Genomic DNA, 18,451 nt, shown 5'->3' on the forward strand with positions numbered 1-18,451 from the left:
CGCGGAGATAATCGTCAGCATGCCCGACCGTGATCCGGCCGCTCAGGCCATCGCTCCCGCACCGCAGCTCGCGCGGCAGCGCGCCCACCGAACGCAGCCGCGGCCTCCCGTCCGAGGCCGTTTCGCCGCGGCGCTCGCGGCGGCGGCACCGGCCCTCGGGGCGTACGCGGCCGTGCGCCTGATCGGTCTCGTCGTCCTCGCCGCCGCCGCGTCGAACGCCGACAAGAGCGCCCTCCACCTCCTCGGCGAGCGCTGGGACTCCGTCTGGTACCAGCGGATCGCCGAGAACGGCTACGGCTTCACCGCCACCCTCCCGAACGGCACCGTCCACCCCGACCTGGCCTTCTTCCCCTTGCTGCCCGCTCTGGAGCGCGGCGTCGCCGAGCTGACCCCGCTCTCCCTCGCGGGCGCCGGACTCCTGGTCGCCTGGGCCGCCGCACTCCTCGCCGCCTGGGGGATCTTCGCCGTCGGGGCGCATCTGTACGGCCGCCGGACCGGGGTGGTGCTGGCCGCGCTGTGGGGCGTGTACCCGACGGCGTTCGTCCAGTCGATGGCATACACCGAAACGCTGTTCACCGCGTTCGCCGCCTGGGCGCTGTACGCCGTACTGACCCGGCGCTGGATCGTGGCGGGCGCCCTGTGCGTCCTCGCCGGGCTGACCAGGCCCTCCGCCGCGGCGCTCATCGCCGCCCTCGCGATCACCGCCGCGGTCACGCTCGCAGGGGAGTACCGGGCCGGCCGGACGGACGGCATCGTGCGCCGCAACGCCCGGATGCTGATCGGTACCGCACTCGCGCCGCTGGGCTGGTTCGCGTACGTGGTGTTCGTCGCCGTACGGGAGGGCAGTCCGTCCGCGTACTTCGACGTCCAGGCACAGTGGGGCAACAGCATCGACGGAGGCGTGGCGCTCGCCTCGTTCATTCTCGGGCTGCCGCTGCCCGGCGCGCTCGGGCTGTGCGCGGCGCTGGCGGGCCTGGGGTGGGTGGTGTCCCTGTGCGTACGGCAGCGCCAGCCGCTCCCCGTACTCGCCTACTGCATCGCCGTCGTCGTCATCGCCCTGATCGGTTCGGGATACTTCGGGTCCAGGCCACGGCTGATGATGCCGGCCTTCCCGCTGCTCCTGCCGCCCGCCGTCGCGCTGCTGCGGCTGCGCACCACGGCCCGCACGGTGACGGTCGTCGCCGTGCTCGCGATGGCCTCGGCGGCCTACGGGGCGTGGACGCTGCTCGGCTCCGGCCCGCCGTAAGTGCGAATTCCGGCCGCCCGGCGCCCTCAGTCCCGGTCCTCCTGCGTCTGGACGATCCGCACCCGCGCCCCCGGCCGCAGCCCCCACTTCTCCATCGCCCCGGCCTCCGACTCGATCACATGACGGGCCCGCAGGCGGGGCAACCCGAGCCGGCCCGGCTTCATCGTGCGGACGGCGAGCACGTTGAACTTCCGGTCCACATAAGCCACATCGATGGTGAACCGCATCCGGAAGGTGTGCACACTCCCGCACGGGGTGATCAGCAGGGCGCCGTCGATCCCGTCCTGACCGAGCAGCCCGCGGCTCCTGGCCCGGTACGTGGCCGCGATCCGCAGCGGTATCTCCGGCTCCTGCCCTCCCTGCGGATCGGTGACCGTCAACGTCCCATTCCCATTGCGCCATTGAGCCATGGCCCAGACGGTAGCGCCCGGTGAAGGCCGCTGGGTCCGAAACGTTCCGCAGTGGGCCCCAGGACCCATGACCCCGTACCCGGGGCACGTCTAGGGTCGGCTCCGTGTACGCCATGCTGACAGTGCTCGCCGCACTCTGGGGCGCAGCGGCCGGACTGCTGGTCCCGCGCGCCGCCTACCGGTTCTCCGTCGAACCGGAGGACGACTGGCGGGACACCTGCCCGGCGGGCCACGCCCTGACCGGGGCCGCCCGCGGCTGGCTCGGCTCCACCCGATGCGCCGGGTGCGCGGCGGCGGTGCCGGTACGCGTCCCCGCGGGCGACGAGCCGGGAGGCCGGAGCGAGGCCGGTGAAGCCACCGCCCGGCCCGCGGCGCGGTACGCCCCCGGCGTCCTCGCCCCTGTCGTCACCGCCCTCGCCTGCGCCGCCCTCGCAGCGGCCACCGGTCTGCGCCCCGAACTCGCGGTGTGGCTGCTGCTGGCTCCCGTGGGCGTACTCCTCGCGACGATCGACCGCCGCGTCCACCGCCTGCCGGACCGGCTGACCCTGCCCGCCGCCGCGGCGGGCGTCGTGCTCCTGGGCGTCGTGGCGCTGCTCCCGGAGCACGGCGGATCCTGGCTGTCCGCCCTGCTCGGCGGAGCGGCCCTGGGCGCCTTCTACTGCCTGCTCTTCCTCATCAACCCAGGCGGAATGGGCTTCGGAGACGTCAAGCTCGCCCTGTCGCTGGGTGTGGCCCTCGGCTGGTACGGCTGGGCCGTGGTGTTCGCCGGAGGGTTCGCCGGGTTCCTGCTCGGTGCGGTGTACGGGTTCGGGCTGATGGTCCTGAAACGGGCCGGGCGCAAGACCGGCATCCCGTTCGGCCCGTTCATGATCACGGGTGCGTTGCTGGGCATACTGCTCGGCGGCCTGTCCGCCTGACCGGCCCCCGCCAGGAGAACGGGGCCCGCCCGACGACCACCCGAGAAACGGGCCCGCCCGGCCGTCGCCCGTATTGAGGTCGCGCGGGCCACCGCCCCGCTGACACCCTGTCCGTATGTCCGCAACACCCGCCGAAGCGGCAGAACACGCACGATTCGACGCCCTCGTCGAGGAGGCCGCCACCGTCTCCGTCGACGGCTGGGACTTCTCCTGGCTCGACGGCCGGGCCACCGAACAGCGCCCGTCCTGGGGCTATGCCCGCGCCATGGCGGACCGGATGGCACGGGCGAGGGCCGCGCTCGACATCCAGACCGGCGGAGGCGAGGTCCTCGCCTCCGTACCGAAGCTCCCGCGGCTCACCGTCGCCACCGAGTCCTGGCCGCCGAACATCGCCCGCGCCACCGCCCTTCTGCACCCGCTCGGCGCGGCCGTGGTCGCCGATGCGGACGAACCGCCGCTGCCGTTCGGCGACCACGCCTTCGACCTGGTCGTCAGCCGGCATCCGGTGACCACCTGGTGGGCGGAGATCGCGCGGGTGCTCACCCCCAGGGGCACGTACTTCTCGCAACAGGTCGGCCCGGCCAGTGTGTTCGAACTCGTCGAGTACTTCCTCGGCCCGCAGCCGCCCGAGACGCGCGGCGCCCGCGACCCGGAGCGGGCCCGGTCCGAAGCCGAGGCGGCCGGGCTCGACGTCGTCGATCTGCGGATGGAGACGCTGCGCACCGAGTTCTTCGACATCGGCGCCGTCGTCTACTTCCTGCGGAAGGTGATCTGGATGGTGCCGGGCTTCACCGTCGAGGAGTACCGGCCGCGACTGGCCGAACTGCACCACCGGATCGAGACCGAGGGGCCGTTCGTCGCCCACACCACCCGATTCCTGATCGAGGCCCGCAAACCGGAGTAGGCCGCGCCCCCTGCTTCCGCCCGAAGGGTGCGACCCTTGGCGGTGAGCGCACGGGAGGGAACCGGCCATGTGGGTGGGGAACGAAGACGAGGCACCGCGTGTTCCGGAGCAGGGCAGTGCCGACTGGCTCAGAGGCGCACGGATCGTCGGAGTGCTCGGCGTCTTCTACCGGCCGGAAGGGCGGATGGGGGAGCCGGAGGCGGTCGAATTCCTGCTGGCCGACGGCCAGTCGCTGCTCCTGACCTGTGCCTCCGACGGAACCCTGCATGTCGGCCCCGGCGCCTGGCCCCGGCTGCCCGGCTGGTGCGTACCGTCGGGACAGTGGGAGTTCGCCGCCGTGCCGAACCTGCCGCAGCCCCCCGACGGCGGCTGGACCGTCACCCGCACCGAGGAGCGCGGGAACGGGCGGGGCGAGGTGTACGAGGCCGTCATCCGCTGCGAGGGCGGACGCTTCGTGGTCGCCGGCGGCGACACCGTGGCCATCCGCTTCACCCGCGGCCACCGGGGCACCCCGGCGCCCGCGTGAGCGTTCGCCCGGCCCGGGGCACGGTCGGGTCGCGATTCGGGCCGTCATCATTCTCTGTCCGACCGGCTGCGTGAAGCCGGTCGGCGGCCACGGGGACGCCAACCGGAGAGCCGTGCTCGCACCGCAGTCCGATGAATCCGGAGAGTAATTGTGGAGTGGCGTGGCACGCAGCATCACTTACGAAGGGTTATGGTGGAACCCCCCCTCGGGCCGGTCCGTATCCCCCCCCACGGACCGGCCCGTTTTTTTGTGCCCAGGTTCTGTGCCCAGGCGCCCCGGCCCACATGAGGCCGCAGCACCGGCCACGCACCCGCCGCAGCACCGGCCACGCACCCGGCCCCCGTACCGGTACGCATCCGTCCCCCGTCCCGGCCACGCACCCGGCCCCGTCCCGGCTACGCATCCGTCCCCCGTCCCGGCCACGCACCCGGCCCCCGTACCGGTACGCATCCGTCCCCCGTACGGGCCGCGCGCCGGCCCCCGTTCCGGCTCCGCGCGGTCGGCCCTCCCCCGTCGGCCCCGTCAGCCCCGTCCGGCCCAGATGTTGGTGCCCGCGGTGTCCACGGCGAAGTCGTCGATCTCCTTCAACTCCTCGGCGGACAGCGGCGGTCCGGCGAACGCCGCGACGTTCTCCTCCAGCTGCTTCACGCTCGAAGCGCCGATCAGCGCAGAGGTCATACGGCTGTCCCGCAGCACCCAGTTCAGCGCCAGCTGGGCGAGCGACTGACCGCGCCGCCGGGCGATGTCGTTCAGCCCGTTCAGCCGGCGGAGCACCTCGTCGGAGAGCAGGCCCGGGTCCAGGGACTTGCCCTGGGTGGCGCGCGAACCCTCCGGGATGCCCGTCAGGTACTTGTTCGTGAGCAGGCCCTGCGCGAGCGGCACGAAGGAGATGCAGCCCATGCCGGCCGTCTCCAGGGTGTCGAGCAGACCGTCGTCCTCGATCCAGCGGTTGATCATCGAGTAGGACGGCTGATGGATCAGGGCCGGCACACCCATCTCCTTGAGCAGCCGGGCCGCCTCCGCGGTCTGCTCCGCGTTGTAGGAGGACACGCCCACGTACAGCGCCTTGCCCCGCTGCACGGCGGAGGCCAGCGCCCCCATCGTCTCCTCCAGCGGAGTGTCCGGATCGAAGCGGTGGGAGTAGAAGATGTCGACGTAATCGAGCCCCATCCGCTTCAGCGACGCGTCCAGCGACGACAGCAGGTATTTGCGGGAGCCCCATTCGCCGTAGGGGCCGGGGTGCATGTCGTAACCGGCCTTGGTGGAGATGATCAGCTCGTCCCGGTAAGGGGCGAAGTCCTGCCGGAACATCTTGCCGAAATTGAGCTCGGCGGAGCCGGGCGGCGGCCCGTAATTGTTGGCCAGATCGAAGTGGGTCACCCCGAGATCGAAGGCGCGGCGCAGGATCGCCCGCTGGGAGTCCAGCGTGCGGTCGTCGCCGAAGTTGTGCCAGAGGCCGAGGGAGACGGACGGGAGCTTGAGACCGCTGCGGCCGGTGCGGCGGTACTCCATGGAGTCGTAGCGCGAACCGGCGGCCCGGTAGGAGAGAGAAGAATCAGTCACGTTTCTCTCCCTATCACGGACTTGTGACAGGCCGGGTTGGGCCGGTGTGCCGCCTGCGCAGTAATGTGGCGGCCTCGGGGACCGCCACGGCACGGTGGGGCGATGGACCCTGCGGAACGGGTGCGACGACCCCCAGGGGGGCGGCCCCGGCCCCCGGGCCATGGGGCGGGTGCGCCCGCACAGAACCGAGAGGTGAACTCAGTGAACTTGCGCGACCTGGTGTACGGGCTCTACGCGCGCCGGGTGGAGGCCCGCCTCGACCTCACCCAGGTGCCCAAGCACATCGGTGTCATCCTCGACGGCAACCGGCGCTGGGCGAAGGCGTCCGGCGGCACGGCCGCGCAGGGGCACCAGGCAGGCGCGGACAAGATCCAGGAGCTGCTCGGCTGGTGCAGGGAGACCGATGTGGAGGTCGTCACACTCTGGCTGCTCTCCACGGACAACTTCGACCGGCCCGAGTCCGAGCTGACGCCGCTTCTCGGCATCATCGAGAACACCGTGAGCGACCTCGCGGCGGACGGGCGCTGGCGCGTCCACCACGTCGGCACGCTCGATCTGCTGCCCGCCCGCACGCAGACCGTCCTCAAGGAGGCCGAGCAGGCCACGGCCGAAGTCGACGGGATACTGGTCAACGTCGCCGTCGGCTACGGCGGCCGTCAGGAGATCGCCGACGCGGTCCGCTCGCTGCTGCTGGACCACTCCGACAAGGGGACGTCCTTCGAGGAGCTCGCGGAGATCGTCTCCACCGACCTGATCTCCGAGCACCTCTACACCCGGGGTCAGCCCGACCCGGACCTCGTCATCCGTACCAGCGGTGAGCAGCGGCTGTCCGGCTTCATGCTCTGGCAGAGCGCGCACTCCGAGTACTACTTCTGCGAGGTCTTCTGGCCGGCCTTCCGCCGCGTCGACTTCCTTCGCGCCCTGCGCGACTACGCGGCCCGCCACCGCCGCTACGGCGGCTGACACCGCCGCCGGGCCCCCGGGGCACCCGTCCCCCGTCGGGGCACCGCTCCCGTCGGCACCGGTTCCGTCCTCAAACGCCGGACGGGCTTGAGTGGTGCCACTCACCGGCGCTGTCCAGTCCGTCCGGCGTTTGAGGACGGAACCGTGCGGGCCGTGTGCCCGAACCCATGTACCCGGGCCACAACTCCCAGCTCAACCGCCCGCCCAGGGCGGCATGGCTTTGCGTGTTCGAGGGAATACCCCTGACAGGTCGACGTCCGGTCACCAACCAGGCGGACGTCGTGTCCAAGTGAGCGGCATGGAGTCCGCTCGCCCGGGAGGCCCTTTGCACACGAAGGACCGTACATACAGTGCGTCCGACGCGGAGGGCCGGCGCTCGGCCCGTGCATCGGGGCCGCAGCCCGGTCCGTCCTCTCCCATTGGGATGCTCCGCGACGCCGTCGCACCCCAACCTCGTCCGAGGGGGTACGTCCTTCCGTGGTGACCAGCACGAAGCGCCGCATGCTCGACAGGCGCACCTATGTTCTCGACACCAGCGTCCTGCTGGCCGATCCGAACGCCATGGCCCGGTTCGACGAGCACGAAGTCGTGCTCCCGATCGTCGTGGTCACGGAACTGGAGGCCAAACGGCACCACCCGGAGCTGGGGTACTTCGCCCGCCAGGCCCTGCGCCTGCTGGACGACTTCCGCACCCGGTACGGCCGGCTGGACGCCCCGATCCCACTCGGGGATCTGGGCGGGACCCTGCGCGTCGAACTCAACCATTCCGACCCCGGCGTACTGCCCGCCGGCTACCGGTTGGGGGACAACGACTCACGGATCCTCGCGGTCGCGCGCAACCTCCAGGCCGAGGGGTACGACGTCACGGTCGTCTCCAAGGACCTGCCGCTGCGCATCAAGGCGTCCTCGGTCGGCCTCCTCGCCGAGGAGTACCGCGCCGAACTCGCCATCACCGACTCCGGCTGGACGGGGATGTCGGAACTGCCCCTCGCCGCGGAGCAGGTGGACCTGCTCTACGGAGAGGAGACGCTGTACGTACCCGAGGCCGCCGAACTGCCCGTGCACACCGGACTGGTCCTGCGGTCCGAGCGCGGCAAGGCGCTCGGCCGGGTCACCGCCGACGGCAGTGTGCGCCTGGTGCGCGGTGACCGGGAGGTCTTCGGCATCCACGGCCGCAGCGCAGAACAGCGGATCGCGCTCGATCTCCTCCTCGACCAGGACGTCGGCATCGTGTCGCTGGGCGGCCGGGCCGGCACCGGCAAGTCGGCGCTGGCGCTCTGCGCCGGTCTCGAAGCCGTTCTGGAGCGCAGGCAGCACCAGAAGGTGATGGTCTTCCGCCCGCTGTACGCGGTCGGCGGACAGGAGCTGGGCTATCTCCCCGGCACCGAGGCCGAGAAGATGAGCCCCTGGGCGCAGGCCGTCTTCGACACGCTGTCGGCCGTCGCCGGCCGCGAGGTGATCGAGGAGGTGCTGGGGCGCGGCATGCTGGAGATCCTGCCGCTCACCCACATCCGGGGCCGCTCGCTCCACGACGCCTTCGTGATCGTCGACGAGGCGCAGTCCCTCGAACGGAACGTCCTGCTGACCGTGTTGTCCCGGATCGGGGCAAATTCCCGAGTGGTGCTCACGCATGACGTGGCCCAGCGGGACAACCTCCGGGTCGGCCGGTACGACGGAGTCGTCGCCGTGGTCGAGAAGCTGAAGGGCCATCCGCTCTTCGCGCACGTCACGCTCACCCGCTCCGAGCGTTCGCAGATCGCCGCACTGGTGACCGAAATGCTGGAGGACGGCCACATCTGATACGGGATACGACAGTTGGTGCCGCCCGATGAGCGCAGCAGCTTAGCCGGGCGGCACCGTGCTGCGGTGGCAATTCCGTAAATCACTTGCTCCGAACGAGGTGTGACCTTTCACACGCAACGGAGAATTGCTTCCCGGCGTGCCGTTCCGGCAGAGTCTTGCTTCCGTCAGGCCCCGCATACGGCACACCCGCACCTCCAGAGGTGCCACGCACCACACAACTCAACAACCGCCGTCCGTATGCCGCCCGCGAGCACCACGCGGCACTCCCTCCGGGGAGTCGCCCACCGGGTCCGTGCCTCCCGTGACCCAAGCAGTAGGGAGGCCAGCGCCAGGGGCACGATTGCGTCCGCGAGGTCACCTAAGCGGGCGATGCTGGAAGGACACCGTGTGAGCCGGATCTCGGTCCGGGGGTTCGCCGTGGCGTCAGCCACCGCGGTCACCACCGTCGGCGCCGTCGTAGGCGTTGCCTCGGGCAGCACTCCCGCTGTCGACGACAACAACTTCGAGGCGGCCGCAGCCGACACGACGCTTCTCGCCGACATCCCTGCGGGCCAGCAGGCCCAGGTGCAGACCGCCTCGCTGACGCAGCAGGCCGACGCCCAGGCGTCCGCGGCCGACGCGGCGGCGAAGAAGTCCGTAGAGGAAGCGGCGCGCATCCAGGCCGCCAAGGACGCCAAGTCGAAGAAGCAGGCGGCCGAGGCCAAGCTGGAGAAGGAGCGTCAGGACAAGAAGGACGCGGCCGAGCGCGCCAGCCGCTCCGAGATCCGCAGCGCCTCCACGTTCGCCCAGCAGAGCTCGTACACCGTGGCCCAGGTCCAGGCGATCGCGCGGCAGATCGTTCCCGCCGACCAGTTCCAGTGCTTCAGCAACATCGTGAACGTCGAGTCGAGCTGGAACTACCGGGCGAGCAACCCGTCCTCCGGCGCATACGGCCTCGTGCAGGCGCTGCCCGGTTCGAAGATGGTGTCCGCCGGCGCGGACTGGCAGACCAACCCGGCCACCCAGATCAAGTGGGGCCTCAGCTACATGAACGGCGCCAAGTACCACAGCCCGTGCGGTGCCTGGGCCTTCTGGCAGGCCAACCACTGGTACTAGGCCAACCACTGGTACGAGAACGAGCCGAGATCCCGGTCTCGACTTCGCGAAGCCCCTCACCGTCCTGCGGTGAGGGGCTTCGCGCGTGTACGGTCGGTCCGGACCGCTCGGTGGGGGAGCGGTGGGGAGAGATGACGGGGGAAAAGGAACGATCATGTCGAATCTACCGGGGTGGCTCGGCCGTCTGGGCGCCGAACTGACCGACCTGGGCGAGCGGCTGGAGCGGCGCAGGGCCGAAGCCGAGGAAGGCGAGGCCGAGCCCATCGAGCCGCCGGTGCCCGCCCCTGTACCCGCGACAGCCGCCGCCGTACCGGACGAGGCGGCCCGGCCCGAGGCCGCCGGCGGTGACCGTGTCCCGCCGCCGCCCGCGTACGCCCCCTCCGTGGCCGCCCGGCCCGATCCGGTCGCGGCGATCCCCTGGGGCATGCGGGTCGCGGCCGAGGCCGGCTGGCGGCTGCTCGTCCTGGCGGGCACCCTCTGGGTGTTGATGCGGGTCATCAGCGCCGTACAGCTGGTCGTTCTGGCCTTCGTCGCCGCGCTGCTCATCACCGCGATGCTGCAGCCGACCGTCGCCCGGCTGAAGCGGTACGGTCTGCCGCGCGGACTGGCCACCGCGGTCACCGCGATCCTGGGCTTCGTCATCATCGGGCTGGTCGGCTGGTTCGTGGTCTGGCAGGTCATGGACAACATCGACACCCTCTCCGACAAGGTGCGGACGGGTATCGACGATCTGAAGAACTGGCTGCTCGACAGCCCCTTCCATGTCACCGAGCAGCAGATCAACGACGTCGCCAAGAACCTCAGCGACACCATCGGTACCAACACCGAACAGATAACCTCCGCCGGACTGCAGGGCGTCACCGTGATGGCGGAGGTCCTCACCGGGATGCTGCTGGCGATGTTCTCGACGCTCTTCCTGCTGTACGACGGGAAGCGCATCTGGCACTGGGTGCTGAAACTGGTGCCCGCGCAGGCCCGGCCGGGTGTCGCGGGTGCCGGGCCGCGGGCCTGGCGGACGCTGACCGCCTATGTGCGGGGCACGGTCGTCGTGGCGCTGATCGACGCGATCTTCATCGGGCTCGGGATCTGGTTCCTGAAGGTGCCGATGGCGGTGCCGCTCGCCGTCTTCATCTTCCTCTTCGCCTTCATCCCGCTCGTCGGCGCGGTGATCTCCGGGGCGCTCGCGGTGGTCGTCGCGCTCGTCACCGAGGGTGTGTTCACCGCGCTGATGGTGCTGGTCGTGGTACTCGCCGTGCAGCAGATCGAGGGGCATGTGCTGCAGCCGTTCATCCTGGGACGCGCGGTACGGGTGCATCCGCTCGCCGTCGTCCTCTCGGTCGCCGCGGGCGGCATGATCGCGGGCATCGGCGGAGCGGTCGTCGCGGTGCCGCTGGTGGCGGTCACCAACACGGTGGTCGGTTATCTGCGCGCGTACGGGCAGGAGGAAGTCCTGCGGCACACTCCGCCCCCACGTGGGGCGTCCGCGCTGGATGTCGCTCCGACGCCCGCGCCGGGCTCGCCGCCCGAGAACATCGACTACGGCGACGACGAGGACAGTGGCGACAAGACCGCCGAGTGAACAGAAGAAGGGCCCCGGGGACGGTCGGTCGTCCTCGGGGCCCTTCTCGTACAGAGGGTACTGCTGGTCCTACTCGGCGAGCACGGCCTCGGCTTCGAGGGTCACGCCGACCGCCTGGATCACCGAAGCGATTTTGACGGCTTCCTGAATGATCTCACGGTCCACGCCCGCCTCGCGCAGCACCTGCTCGTGGGAGTCCAGGCACTGGCCGCAGCCGTTGATCGCGGAGACCGCGAGCGACCACAGCTCGAAGTCGGTCTTCTCCACGCCGGGGTTGCCGATGACATTCATCCGCAGGCCCGCACGGAGCGTCCCGTACTCGGGGTCCGACAGCAGGTGCCGGGTCCGGTAGAAGACGTTGTTCATCGCCATGATGGCGGCGGCCGACTTCGCGGCGGTGTACGCCTGGGCGGAGAGATTGGCCTTCGCCTCCGGCTCCAGCTCGCGCAGCACCTTCGGCGAGCGCGAGGCGATCGCGCAGGCGAGGACGGTGCCCCACAGCTGCTGCTGCGGGAGGTCGCTGTTCCCGATGACCGAACCGAGGTTCAGCTTCAGGTCCTTGGCGAAGTCCGGAACGGCGGCCTTCAGTTCGTCGAGTGCCATGTCGCTGTCAGCTCACTCGCCCGAGAGGAGCGCGACCGGGTCGAGGGTGTTCTCGCCCTTGGTCCAGTTGCACGGGCACAGCTCGTCGGTCTGCAGGGCGTCGAGGACCCGGAGGACCTCCTTGGGGTTACGGCCCACGGAACCGGCGGTCACCATCGTGAACTGGATCTCGTTGTTCTGGTCGACGATGAAGACGGCGCGCTGGGCGAAGCCGTCCTCGCCCTCGATGCCGAGGTCACGCATGAGCTCGTGCTTCGAGTCGGCCATCATCGGGAAGGGCAGGTCGGTCAGGTCCGGGTGGTCCTTGCGCCAGGCGTGGTGCACGAACTCGGAGTCACCGGAGAAGCCGAGGATCTGGGCGTCCCGGTCGGCGAACTCGTCGTTCAGCTTGCCGAAAGCGGCGATCTCGGTCGGGCACACGAAGGTGAAGTCCTTCGGCCACGCGAAGACGATCTTCCACTTGCCCTCGTAGGTCTTGTGGTTGATCTGCTCGAACTCCTTGCCGCTCTCCAGCGAAACACAAGCAGTCAGGTCGAACTCGGGGAACTTGTCACCGACAGTGAGCACGCGCTCTCCTTGCAGCGTAGGAATTCCCTTTTACGGGAGTTCCTGGGGGTTGGACGTTCTTCACTTTGACACAGAGCGCATTGATCGCGGAAATAGCTATACTTGGTCGTGATGATCGGAGGTGCCTATCAGTGGCGCAGAGTAATCAGGGTAGTCGGACCAAACAGCCCAGCCTGTCGCAGCTGCGTGCCTTCGTGGCCGTCGCCGAATATCTGCACTTCAGGGATGCGGCGGCAGCAATCGGGATGAGTCAGCCGGCACTCTCCGGAGCCGTTTCCGCGCTGGAGGAGGCACTGGGTGTCCAGCTCATCGAGCGTACGACGCGCAAGGTGCTGCTCTCGCCGGCCGGGGAACGGCTCGCGGTGCGGGCCAGGGTGGTGCTGGAGGCCGTCGGTGAACTGATGGAGGAGGCCGAGGCGGTCCGGGCGCCGTTCACCGGCGTGCTCCGGCTCGGCGTGATCCCGACCGTCGCGCCGTATCTGCTGCCGACCGTGCTGCGGCTCGTCCACGAGCGCTACCCGGAGCTCGACCTCCAGGTGCACGAGGAGCAGACCTCCTCGCTGCTGGAGGGGCTGGCCGCGGGAAGGCTGGACCTGCTCCTGCTCGCGGTGCCGCTCGGGGTGCCGGGGGTGAGCGAACTCCCGCTCTTCGACGAGGACTTCGTGCTCGTGATGGAACGGGACCACTGGCTGGGCGGGCGCACCGACATTCCGCGCGAGGCGCTGCGCGAGCTGCCGCTGCTGCTGCTCGACGAGGGCCACTGCCTGCGCGACCAGGCGCTCGACATTTGCCGGGAGGCGGGGCGTACGGAGGGCGCACCGGTCACCACGACCGCCGCCGGGCTCTCGACGCTGGTGCAGCTGGTGGCCGGCGGGCTCGGGGTGACGTTGCTGCCGCGTACCGCGGTGACGGTCGAGACCGCCCGCAACGACGCGCTGGTCACCGGGTACTTCGGGGAGCCCGCACCGTCGCGGCGGGTGGCGCTGGCGATGCGGGCGGGGGCGGCGCGGCGCGAGGAGTTCGAGGAGTTCGCGGCGGCGCTGCGGGAGGCGATGAGGGTGCTGCCGGTACGGGTGACGGGGAAGGCGTGAGGGTGCGGTCCCCCCGGGGGGACCGCACCCCTTGCGGCTACCGCGCCGTCACTCGGTGCGCAGGCCGTCCGGGCGCATCATGCGCCACAGGGGCGGCAGCGACAGCAGGGTGACGAGCAGGATCAGGGCCGCGCCCGCCCCCACCATCGGCAGGAACAGCCACCACTTGGTCACCTCCTTGGCGATCATCCAGATCATCGCCGCGCCCAGGCCGAGGCCGCCCGCGACCGCGACCACCAGGCCGATGACCACGGGCACGGCGGTCTGCCAGAGGACCGACCAGCCGAGCGTGGTCCGCCGGGTGCCGAAGGCGACCAGGACCGAGAGCAGGCGCTTGCGCTCGCGCAGCTGCTCCAGTTGCGAGACCAGCATGGCCACGGCGATCAGCAGCAGGGTCGCGGTCGCGCCGACCCGGAGGCCGGACTGCACGCTGGCGTACTGCCGGTCGCGGGCGACCGACGTCATGGTGACGATCCGCATCCCCCGGTCAAGCTCGGCCGCCGTGTTCCGTACGTACTCGGCGACGTCCTCGACGCTCTGGTCCACCTGGATCTGCGCGTTGGTCTGCGCGTGCAGCAGGGTCCTCGGGTCGATCGCACCGACGGTCGCCACGATGCCCCAGTGGTCCTTGCCCATCGGGTCGCTGCGGGCGACGACGGTCGGAGCGTCGGCGGGCAGGGTCCACAGCTTCGACTTCCCGCCGGTTTCCGACCCCGCCTGATAGTTGAGTTCGACCGGCTTGCCCTTGCGGGCCGTCTGGTCCACCCAGTCGGACATCTCCTTGTCGTTCGGGGGATGGACGACGAACACATCGCCCTCCTTGCAGGAGTCGACCCGGGCTATCTCGCGCACGGTGGCGCAGTCCCCGACGGTCAGCGAGGTGGTGGGCTGGACGTCGTCGCCCTTGTACTTGCCCGGCTTGACGACGTACGTCTCGACCATCCCGATCACTCCGGTCACGCCCTTGGTGGCGCGGAACTTCCTGATGGTCTCGGCGGCCGCGTCACCCGTGACGGTTTCGGAGTACGTGTAAAACTGGGCGCGCCTCGTGTCCTGCCCCGTCATCAGGGTGAACTCGTCGCCCACCGCGGCGAACAGCATCTGCAGCGCCACCGCACCGGCGACCGCGACCGTGATGCCGCTGACCGCGCGGGAGGCCGCCCCGCTGCTCAGCTGGAGCCTGCGGGTGGCCAGCTGCCAGGGCACCGGGCCGCCGCGCAGCCGGTTCACGCACGCCTCGACCAGCCAGGGCAGCAGCAGCGCGAGCCCGAACAGGACCAGTACGGCGCCACCCGCGATCGGATACGGATCGACCTCGGACTCCGGGCCGACCTTGCCGGTCAGCCCGAGCACCGCCAGTCCGGCGACCGGCACCAGCAGCCGCCACCAGAGCCGGCGCCCGCGGTCGCGGCCGTTGCGTACGACGCCGAGCGGTTCGATCACCACGGAACGCAGGGCGGCGAGCGTGACGAGCACCGCCGCCACCGGAACCGCGACGGCGATCAGCGCCGCCGGCCAGGGTGCGGGGACCAGGTCCGCCGGGAAGGCGCTGACGTCCCACACCTCGACGTAGGCCATGAGCTGACGCCCCGCCAGGAAGAAAACGAGGCCGAACAGCAGGCCGAGCACCGCTCCGAAGAGCGCCTCGCCGGCCGCGATCCGGCGGGTCGTCCGGATGTCCGCACCGACCAGACGCAGCGCGGCGAGCCGGCGGTCGCGGCGGTCGCCGCCGAACCGCACGGCCGTCGCGATGAAGATCGCGACCGGCGCCAGCAGCACGACGCAGATCATGATGACCAGAACGATGAGGATCGGCGACATGGGCTCGGGCGGGCCCGGGTCGCCGTAACCGGCGATCCGGTGACCGCCGTTGGCGGGGGTCAGGGTGTCGCTGCCCATGTAGAAGAGCAGCTCGCCCGGGGCGATCAGGCCCGCGTCGCCGATCGTGCCGGTGATCCGGTGCGACAGCCGCTCCCTGAGCAGGCTGCCTTCGGGGGAGGCCAGCAGTTCCTTCAGGGCGGGGGAGACCACCATCTCGTCCGCACCGGGGAAGCGTCCGACGCCCGGCGGGACGACCGGATGCGTACCGTCCGCACGCATCAGGTAGCCCCCGATGGTGCGGCCGCGGTATTCGGTCTCCGCGTTGATCCGCAGCACCGAGGTGTCCGACTTCTTGGCCGCGGTGTCGGGCGAATCGGATACCGCGGTCTCGGAGCGGGCCTGGTCGCGCGCGGAGCGCTGGTCGAGCATGTGCGGTACGGACGCGGCGACGAGCAGCAGTGTCACGCCGAGGCCGACACCGACGGCGGTCAGCAGCGTGCGGATCCAGCCCTCGCGCCCGCCGGAGGAGGCGAACCGGACGCCCAGGGCGAGGTCGCGCAGCAGGGCGGTGAAGCCGGTGGGTCCGGTGGGGCGGGGCGCTGCCTGGGCCGGGGCGTTCTTGTGGTCGAGCAGCGTCATAGCGCGTGCTCCAGGTCACGGGCCCGGCCGTCGCGCACGGTGACGTCGCGGTCGGAGTACGCGGCGACCCGGGCCTCGTGGGTCACCAGGACCACGGCGACATGGGTGGACCTGGCCGCCTCGGTGAGCAGTTCCATGACCCGCTCACCGTTGAGGGAGTCCAGGGCGCCGGTCGGCTCGTCGGCGAAGATCACCTTCGGGGAGGCGGCCAGCGCACGGGCCACCGCGACCCGCTGGCCCTGGCCGCCGGAGACCTCGCCGGGGCGTTTGGCGGCGACGTTGTCGACCTCCAGCCGCTCCAGCCAGTGGCGGGCGGTGGCTTCGGCGGCCTTGCGCTTCGTGCCGCTCAGCCGGAGCGGCAGGGCGACGTTCTCCACGCACGTCAGCTCAGGGACGAGCTGGCCGAACTGGAAGACGAAGCCGAACTCGGTGCGGCGCAGGGCGCTGCGTTCGGCGTCGGACATTGCGGAGAGCTCGCGGCCCGCGTAGGTGATCGTGCCCCTGTCGGGGGTGACGATTCCGGCGAGGCAGTGCAGCAGGGTCGACTTGCCGGAGCCGGACGGACCCATCACGGCGACGACCTCGCCGGGGTGGATGGAGAGCGAGGCGCCGTCGAGCGCGGGCGTCGCCCCGTACGACTTGTACAGGCTGTCGGCGACGAGGAGGGAGCCGGCGGGGGTCATGCGCGCACCTCCGCGGCGAGCCGGTCCAGCCGGGCGGCGGTCAGTTCCAGCCAGCGCAGATCGGCTTCGAGGTGGAAGAGCGCGTGGTCGCAGATCAGCTGATCGGCGAGGTCGCCCTTGCGCTTGCGGGCGGTGAGGATGCGCATGAGACGCAGGTGCTCGGCGCGCTGGGTGTCCAGCAGGGCCTCGGCGCTGCGGCCGGTGAGCAGGGCGAGGACGACCTTCGTGTAGAGCGTCGACTGGAGGTACGGCTCGGGCTTCTCCGGCTGCGCGAGCCAGGTGCCGACATCGGTGATGCCCGCCTCGGTGATGGCGTACCGCTTGCGTTCGGGGCCGCCCCCGCTCTCGACGCCATCGACCTCGACGAGGCCGTTCTTGAGGAGCCGGGACATCGTCGAGTAGACCTGCCCGTAGTGCAGGGGGCGGTCGTGGCCGAACCTCTCGTCGAAGGCGCGCTTGAGGTCGTAGCCGTGGCAGGGGCCGGACTCCAGGAGCCCGAGCAAGGTGTGGCCGATAGACATGCACAGCACTGTACATGGTGTGTATACATCGCGTGTATACCGGCGGCCCCGGAGCCGGGCTCCGGAGCCCGATCCCGGACCCGATCCCCGGACCCCCGGTCCTCAATCCTCGGAAGGGCCCGGTCCGTCCTTCGGGGGGCGTCCCCGGCGCGGGATCGGGCGGGCCGCGCCCGGCAGGCGGCCCGCCTCCGCCAGCGCCCTGCGCAGCAGGAACTCGATCTGGGCGTTCGCGCTGCGCAGCTCGTCGGCGGCCCAGCGGGCCAGTGCGTCGTGCACCGCGGGGTCCAGCCGCAGCAGCATCTGCTTGCGCTGCGGCGACGGCCTGCGCCCGGGGGTCTCTTCCGTCACTGGTCTTCCGTCACTGGTAGAGACTGCCCGTATTGAGGACCGGCTGCGCCGCGCGGTCGCCGCACAGCACCACCATCAGATTGCTGACCATGGCCGCCTTCCGCTCCGAGTCCAGCTCGACGATGTCCTGCTCGGCGATCCGGGTCAGCGCCATCTCGACCATGCCGACCGCGCCCTCGACGATCTGCTGCCGGGCCGCGACCACCGCGCCGGCCTGCTGGCGCTGGAGCATCGCGGAGGCGATCTCGGGCGCGTACGCGAGATGACTGAAGCGCGATTCGATGATCCGCACACCGGCGGCCTGCACCCGGGCGGTGAGTTCCACGGCCAGCTTCTCGGTGATCTCCTCCGCGTTGCCGCGCAGTGAGAGGCCGCCCTCCTCGTGGGCGTCGTACGGGTACTCGATCGCGATGTGCCGGACGGCCGCCTCGGTCTGGGTGGCGACGAACTCCAGGAAGTCGTCGACCTCGAAGAGCGCCTGCGCGGTGTCCTCGACCTTCCAGACGACGATCGCGGCGAGCTCGATCGGGTTGCCGTAGGCGTCATTGACCTTCAGGACCGCGGTCTCGTGGTTGCGGACCCGGGTGGAGATCTTCCGGCTGCTGGTGAGCGGATTGATCCAGCGCAGCCCGTCGGTACGGATCGTGCCGACGTACCGGCCGAAGAGCTGTATCACCCGTGCCTCGCCCGGTGCGACCATCTTCACACCCGTCATGCAGAAGAACGAGGCGATGGTGAGCAGGATCCCGAAGATGCAGACCGGGACACCCACCCCGTTGTTCCCGTTCGAGCCGACGACGCCGCCGACGATGGCCAGACCGATGCCGGCGATCACCCCGATCACGGTCAGCAGCAGGCCGACGCCGCCGGGGATGCTGTGCGCCGTCACCTCTCTCACCTGCGGTTCGGGCATCTGTGGTGCGTCGGGTGCGAGGTCGGCGGTCAGGGTGGACGCGGTGTACGGATTGCCTTGGTCGGGCATGGAATCCCCCGTTTCGAAAGGCCGGCCGTAGCCGGCGGAGACTACTCGGTGCTAGCAATGTGATTACACATTACCGGGATTCGCAACCCTGAGCGCCTCTCATGAGTCGGTTCCCTAGAGAACGGGTGCTGATTGTCACGTCCGGAAAAGACCGCATCGCTTGCATTTTGTCCTTGCCGACGGTGTTAGC

At 70.5% G+C, this 18,451-nt stretch carries 18 protein-coding genes; 9 read left to right on the forward strand and 9 right to left on the reverse strand.

The window, feature by feature from the left end; genetic code table 11:
- Positions 1–19: 19 nt before the first annotated feature.
- Positions 20–1,246: a hypothetical protein gene (locus OG306_RS24740; RefSeq protein WP_266905563.1), complete on the forward strand. Its 1,227-nt coding sequence runs from the start codon at positions 20–22 to the stop codon at positions 1,244–1,246.
- A 26-nt stretch (positions 1,247–1,272) separates the two neighbouring features.
- On the opposite strand, the gene OG306_RS24745 is transcribed toward OG306_RS24740, so the two are convergent.
- Entirely contained in the window at positions 1,273–1,656 is a 384-nt protein-coding gene (locus OG306_RS24745) for a DUF192 domain-containing protein (protein WP_266748264.1), read from the reverse strand.
- 113 nt (positions 1,657–1,769) lie between these two features.
- On the opposite strand from OG306_RS24745, the gene OG306_RS24750 reads away from it, so the two are divergent.
- From OG306_RS24750 to OG306_RS24760, 3 genes are all read left to right on the forward strand, one after another.
- Complete coding sequence (locus OG306_RS24750; protein WP_266752400.1) at positions 1,770–2,573, forward strand: prepilin peptidase; 804 nt, start codon at positions 1,770–1,772, stop codon at positions 2,571–2,573.
- A gap of 115 nt (positions 2,574–2,688) precedes the next feature.
- Positions 2,689–3,477, forward strand: a complete 789-nt coding sequence (locus OG306_RS24755) for a class I SAM-dependent methyltransferase (RefSeq protein ID WP_371665618.1) — start codon at positions 2,689–2,691, stop codon at positions 3,475–3,477.
- 73 nt (positions 3,478–3,550) lie between these two features.
- The gene (locus OG306_RS24760) at positions 3,551–4,003 is read left to right on the forward strand and encodes a hypothetical protein (RefSeq protein WP_371665619.1); all 453 of its coding nucleotides are present in this window, start codon (positions 3,551–3,553) and stop codon (positions 4,001–4,003) included.
- 522 nt (positions 4,004–4,525) lie between these two features.
- On the opposite strand, the gene mgrA is transcribed toward OG306_RS24760, so the two are convergent.
- Entirely contained in the window at positions 4,526–5,566 is a 1,041-nt protein-coding gene (mgrA, locus tag OG306_RS24765) for an L-glyceraldehyde 3-phosphate reductase (RefSeq protein ID WP_371665620.1), read from the reverse strand.
- A gap of 201 nt (positions 5,567–5,767) precedes the next feature.
- Between mgrA and OG306_RS24770 the strand changes: the two genes are divergently transcribed.
- The 4 genes from OG306_RS24770 to OG306_RS24785 all read left to right on the forward strand — a co-directional run bounded on the left by OG306_RS24770 (position 5,768) and on the right by OG306_RS24785 (position 11,006).
- Positions 5,768–6,529: an isoprenyl transferase gene (locus OG306_RS24770; RefSeq protein WP_266748268.1), complete on the forward strand. Its 762-nt coding sequence runs from the start codon at positions 5,768–5,770 to the stop codon at positions 6,527–6,529.
- A 477-nt stretch (positions 6,530–7,006) separates the two neighbouring features.
- Entirely contained in the window at positions 7,007–8,329 is a 1,323-nt protein-coding gene (locus OG306_RS24775; RefSeq protein WP_266748269.1) for a PhoH family protein, read from the forward strand.
- A gap of 390 nt (positions 8,330–8,719) precedes the next feature.
- On the forward strand, positions 8,720–9,427 hold the full coding sequence (locus OG306_RS24780) for a lytic transglycosylase domain-containing protein (RefSeq protein WP_266748270.1): 708 nt from the start codon (positions 8,720–8,722) through the stop codon (positions 9,425–9,427).
- A 154-nt stretch (positions 9,428–9,581) separates the two neighbouring features.
- Positions 9,582–11,006, forward strand: coding sequence for an AI-2E family transporter (locus OG306_RS24785; protein ID WP_266748271.1), 1,425 nt, complete (start codon positions 9,582–9,584; stop codon positions 11,004–11,006).
- 69 nt (positions 11,007–11,075) lie between these two features.
- On the opposite strand, the gene OG306_RS24790 is transcribed toward OG306_RS24785, so the two are convergent.
- Together OG306_RS24790 and OG306_RS24795 are read right to left on the reverse strand one after the other, a co-directional pair.
- On the reverse strand, positions 11,076–11,609 hold the full coding sequence (locus OG306_RS24790) for an alkyl hydroperoxide reductase (RefSeq protein ID WP_371665621.1): 534 nt from the start codon (positions 11,607–11,609) through the stop codon (positions 11,076–11,078).
- A 12-nt stretch (positions 11,610–11,621) separates the two neighbouring features.
- Entirely contained in the window at positions 11,622–12,176 is a 555-nt protein-coding gene (locus OG306_RS24795) for a peroxiredoxin (protein ID WP_031083404.1), read from the reverse strand.
- A 131-nt stretch (positions 12,177–12,307) separates the two neighbouring features.
- Between OG306_RS24795 and OG306_RS24800 the strand changes: the two genes are divergently transcribed.
- Complete coding sequence (locus OG306_RS24800) at positions 12,308–13,267, forward strand: hydrogen peroxide-inducible genes activator (protein ID WP_266748273.1); 960 nt, start codon at positions 12,308–12,310, stop codon at positions 13,265–13,267.
- A 48-nt stretch (positions 13,268–13,315) separates the two neighbouring features.
- Here the strand turns inward: OG306_RS24800 and OG306_RS24805 are convergent, their stop codons facing one another.
- From OG306_RS24805 to OG306_RS24825, 5 genes are all read right to left on the reverse strand, one after another.
- Complete coding sequence (locus tag OG306_RS24805) at positions 13,316–15,727, reverse strand: ABC transporter permease (protein ID WP_371665622.1); 2,412 nt, start codon at positions 15,725–15,727, stop codon at positions 13,316–13,318.
- Entirely contained in the window at positions 15,724–16,410 is a 687-nt protein-coding gene (locus OG306_RS24810) for an ABC transporter ATP-binding protein (protein ID WP_266748275.1), read from the reverse strand. Before OG306_RS24810 ends, OG306_RS24805 begins: the two co-directional genes overlap by 4 nt.
- Positions 16,407–16,931 (reverse strand): PadR family transcriptional regulator, encoded by a 525-nt coding sequence (locus OG306_RS24815; RefSeq protein WP_266748276.1) that lies wholly within the window; start codon positions 16,929–16,931, stop codon positions 16,407–16,409. The genes OG306_RS24810 and OG306_RS24815 overlap by 4 nt, the downstream gene beginning before the upstream one ends.
- A 102-nt stretch (positions 16,932–17,033) precedes the next feature.
- Positions 17,034–17,279 carry a hypothetical protein gene (locus OG306_RS24820; protein WP_266748277.1) on the reverse strand — a complete coding sequence of 82 codons (246 nt, stop codon included), beginning with the start codon at positions 17,277–17,279 and terminating at the stop codon, positions 17,034–17,036.
- A 10-nt stretch (positions 17,280–17,289) separates the two neighbouring features.
- Positions 17,290–18,261 (reverse strand): SPFH domain-containing protein, encoded by a 972-nt coding sequence (locus tag OG306_RS24825; protein WP_266748278.1) that lies wholly within the window; start codon positions 18,259–18,261, stop codon positions 17,290–17,292.
- Positions 18,262–18,451 lie beyond the last annotated feature (190 nt).

It is taken from the genome of Streptomyces sp. NBC_01241 (assembly GCF_041435435.1).
In the GTDB taxonomy this organism is placed as follows: domain Bacteria; phylum Actinomycetota; class Actinomycetes; order Streptomycetales; family Streptomycetaceae; genus Streptomyces.

Excerpts from the sequence above, each read along its gene's own strand:
- OG306_RS24785 (WP_266748271.1), top strand. The coding sequence starts at position 9,582 with ATGTCGAATCTACCGGGGTGGCTCGGCCGTCTGGGCGCCGAACTGACC.
- OG306_RS24825 (WP_266748278.1), bottom strand. The coding sequence starts at position 18,261 with ATGCCCGACCAAGGCAATCCGTACACCGCGTCCACCCTGACCGCCGAC.
- OG306_RS24740 (WP_266905563.1), top strand. The coding sequence starts at position 20 with ATGCCCGACCGTGATCCGGCCGCTCAGGCCATCGCTCCCGCACCGCAG.
- OG306_RS24745 (WP_266748264.1), bottom strand. The coding sequence starts at position 1,656 with ATGGCTCAATGGCGCAATGGGAATGGGACGTTGACGGTCACCGATCCG.
- OG306_RS24755 (WP_371665618.1), top strand. The coding sequence starts at position 2,689 with ATGTCCGCAACACCCGCCGAAGCGGCAGAACACGCACGATTCGACGCC.
- OG306_RS24790 (WP_371665621.1), bottom strand. The coding sequence starts at position 11,609 with ATGGCACTCGACGAACTGAAGGCCGCCGTTCCGGACTTCGCCAAGGAC.
- OG306_RS24815 (WP_266748276.1), bottom strand. The coding sequence starts at position 16,931 with ATGTCTATCGGCCACACCTTGCTCGGGCTCCTGGAGTCCGGCCCCTGC.
- OG306_RS24750 (WP_266752400.1), top strand. The coding sequence starts at position 1,770 with ATGCTGACAGTGCTCGCCGCACTCTGGGGCGCAGCGGCCGGACTGCTG.
- OG306_RS24810 (WP_266748275.1), bottom strand. The coding sequence starts at position 16,410 with ATGACCCCCGCCGGCTCCCTCCTCGTCGCCGACAGCCTGTACAAGTCG.
- OG306_RS24805 (WP_371665622.1), bottom strand. The coding sequence starts at position 15,727 with ATGACGCTGCTCGACCACAAGAACGCCCCGGCCCAGGCAGCGCCCCGC.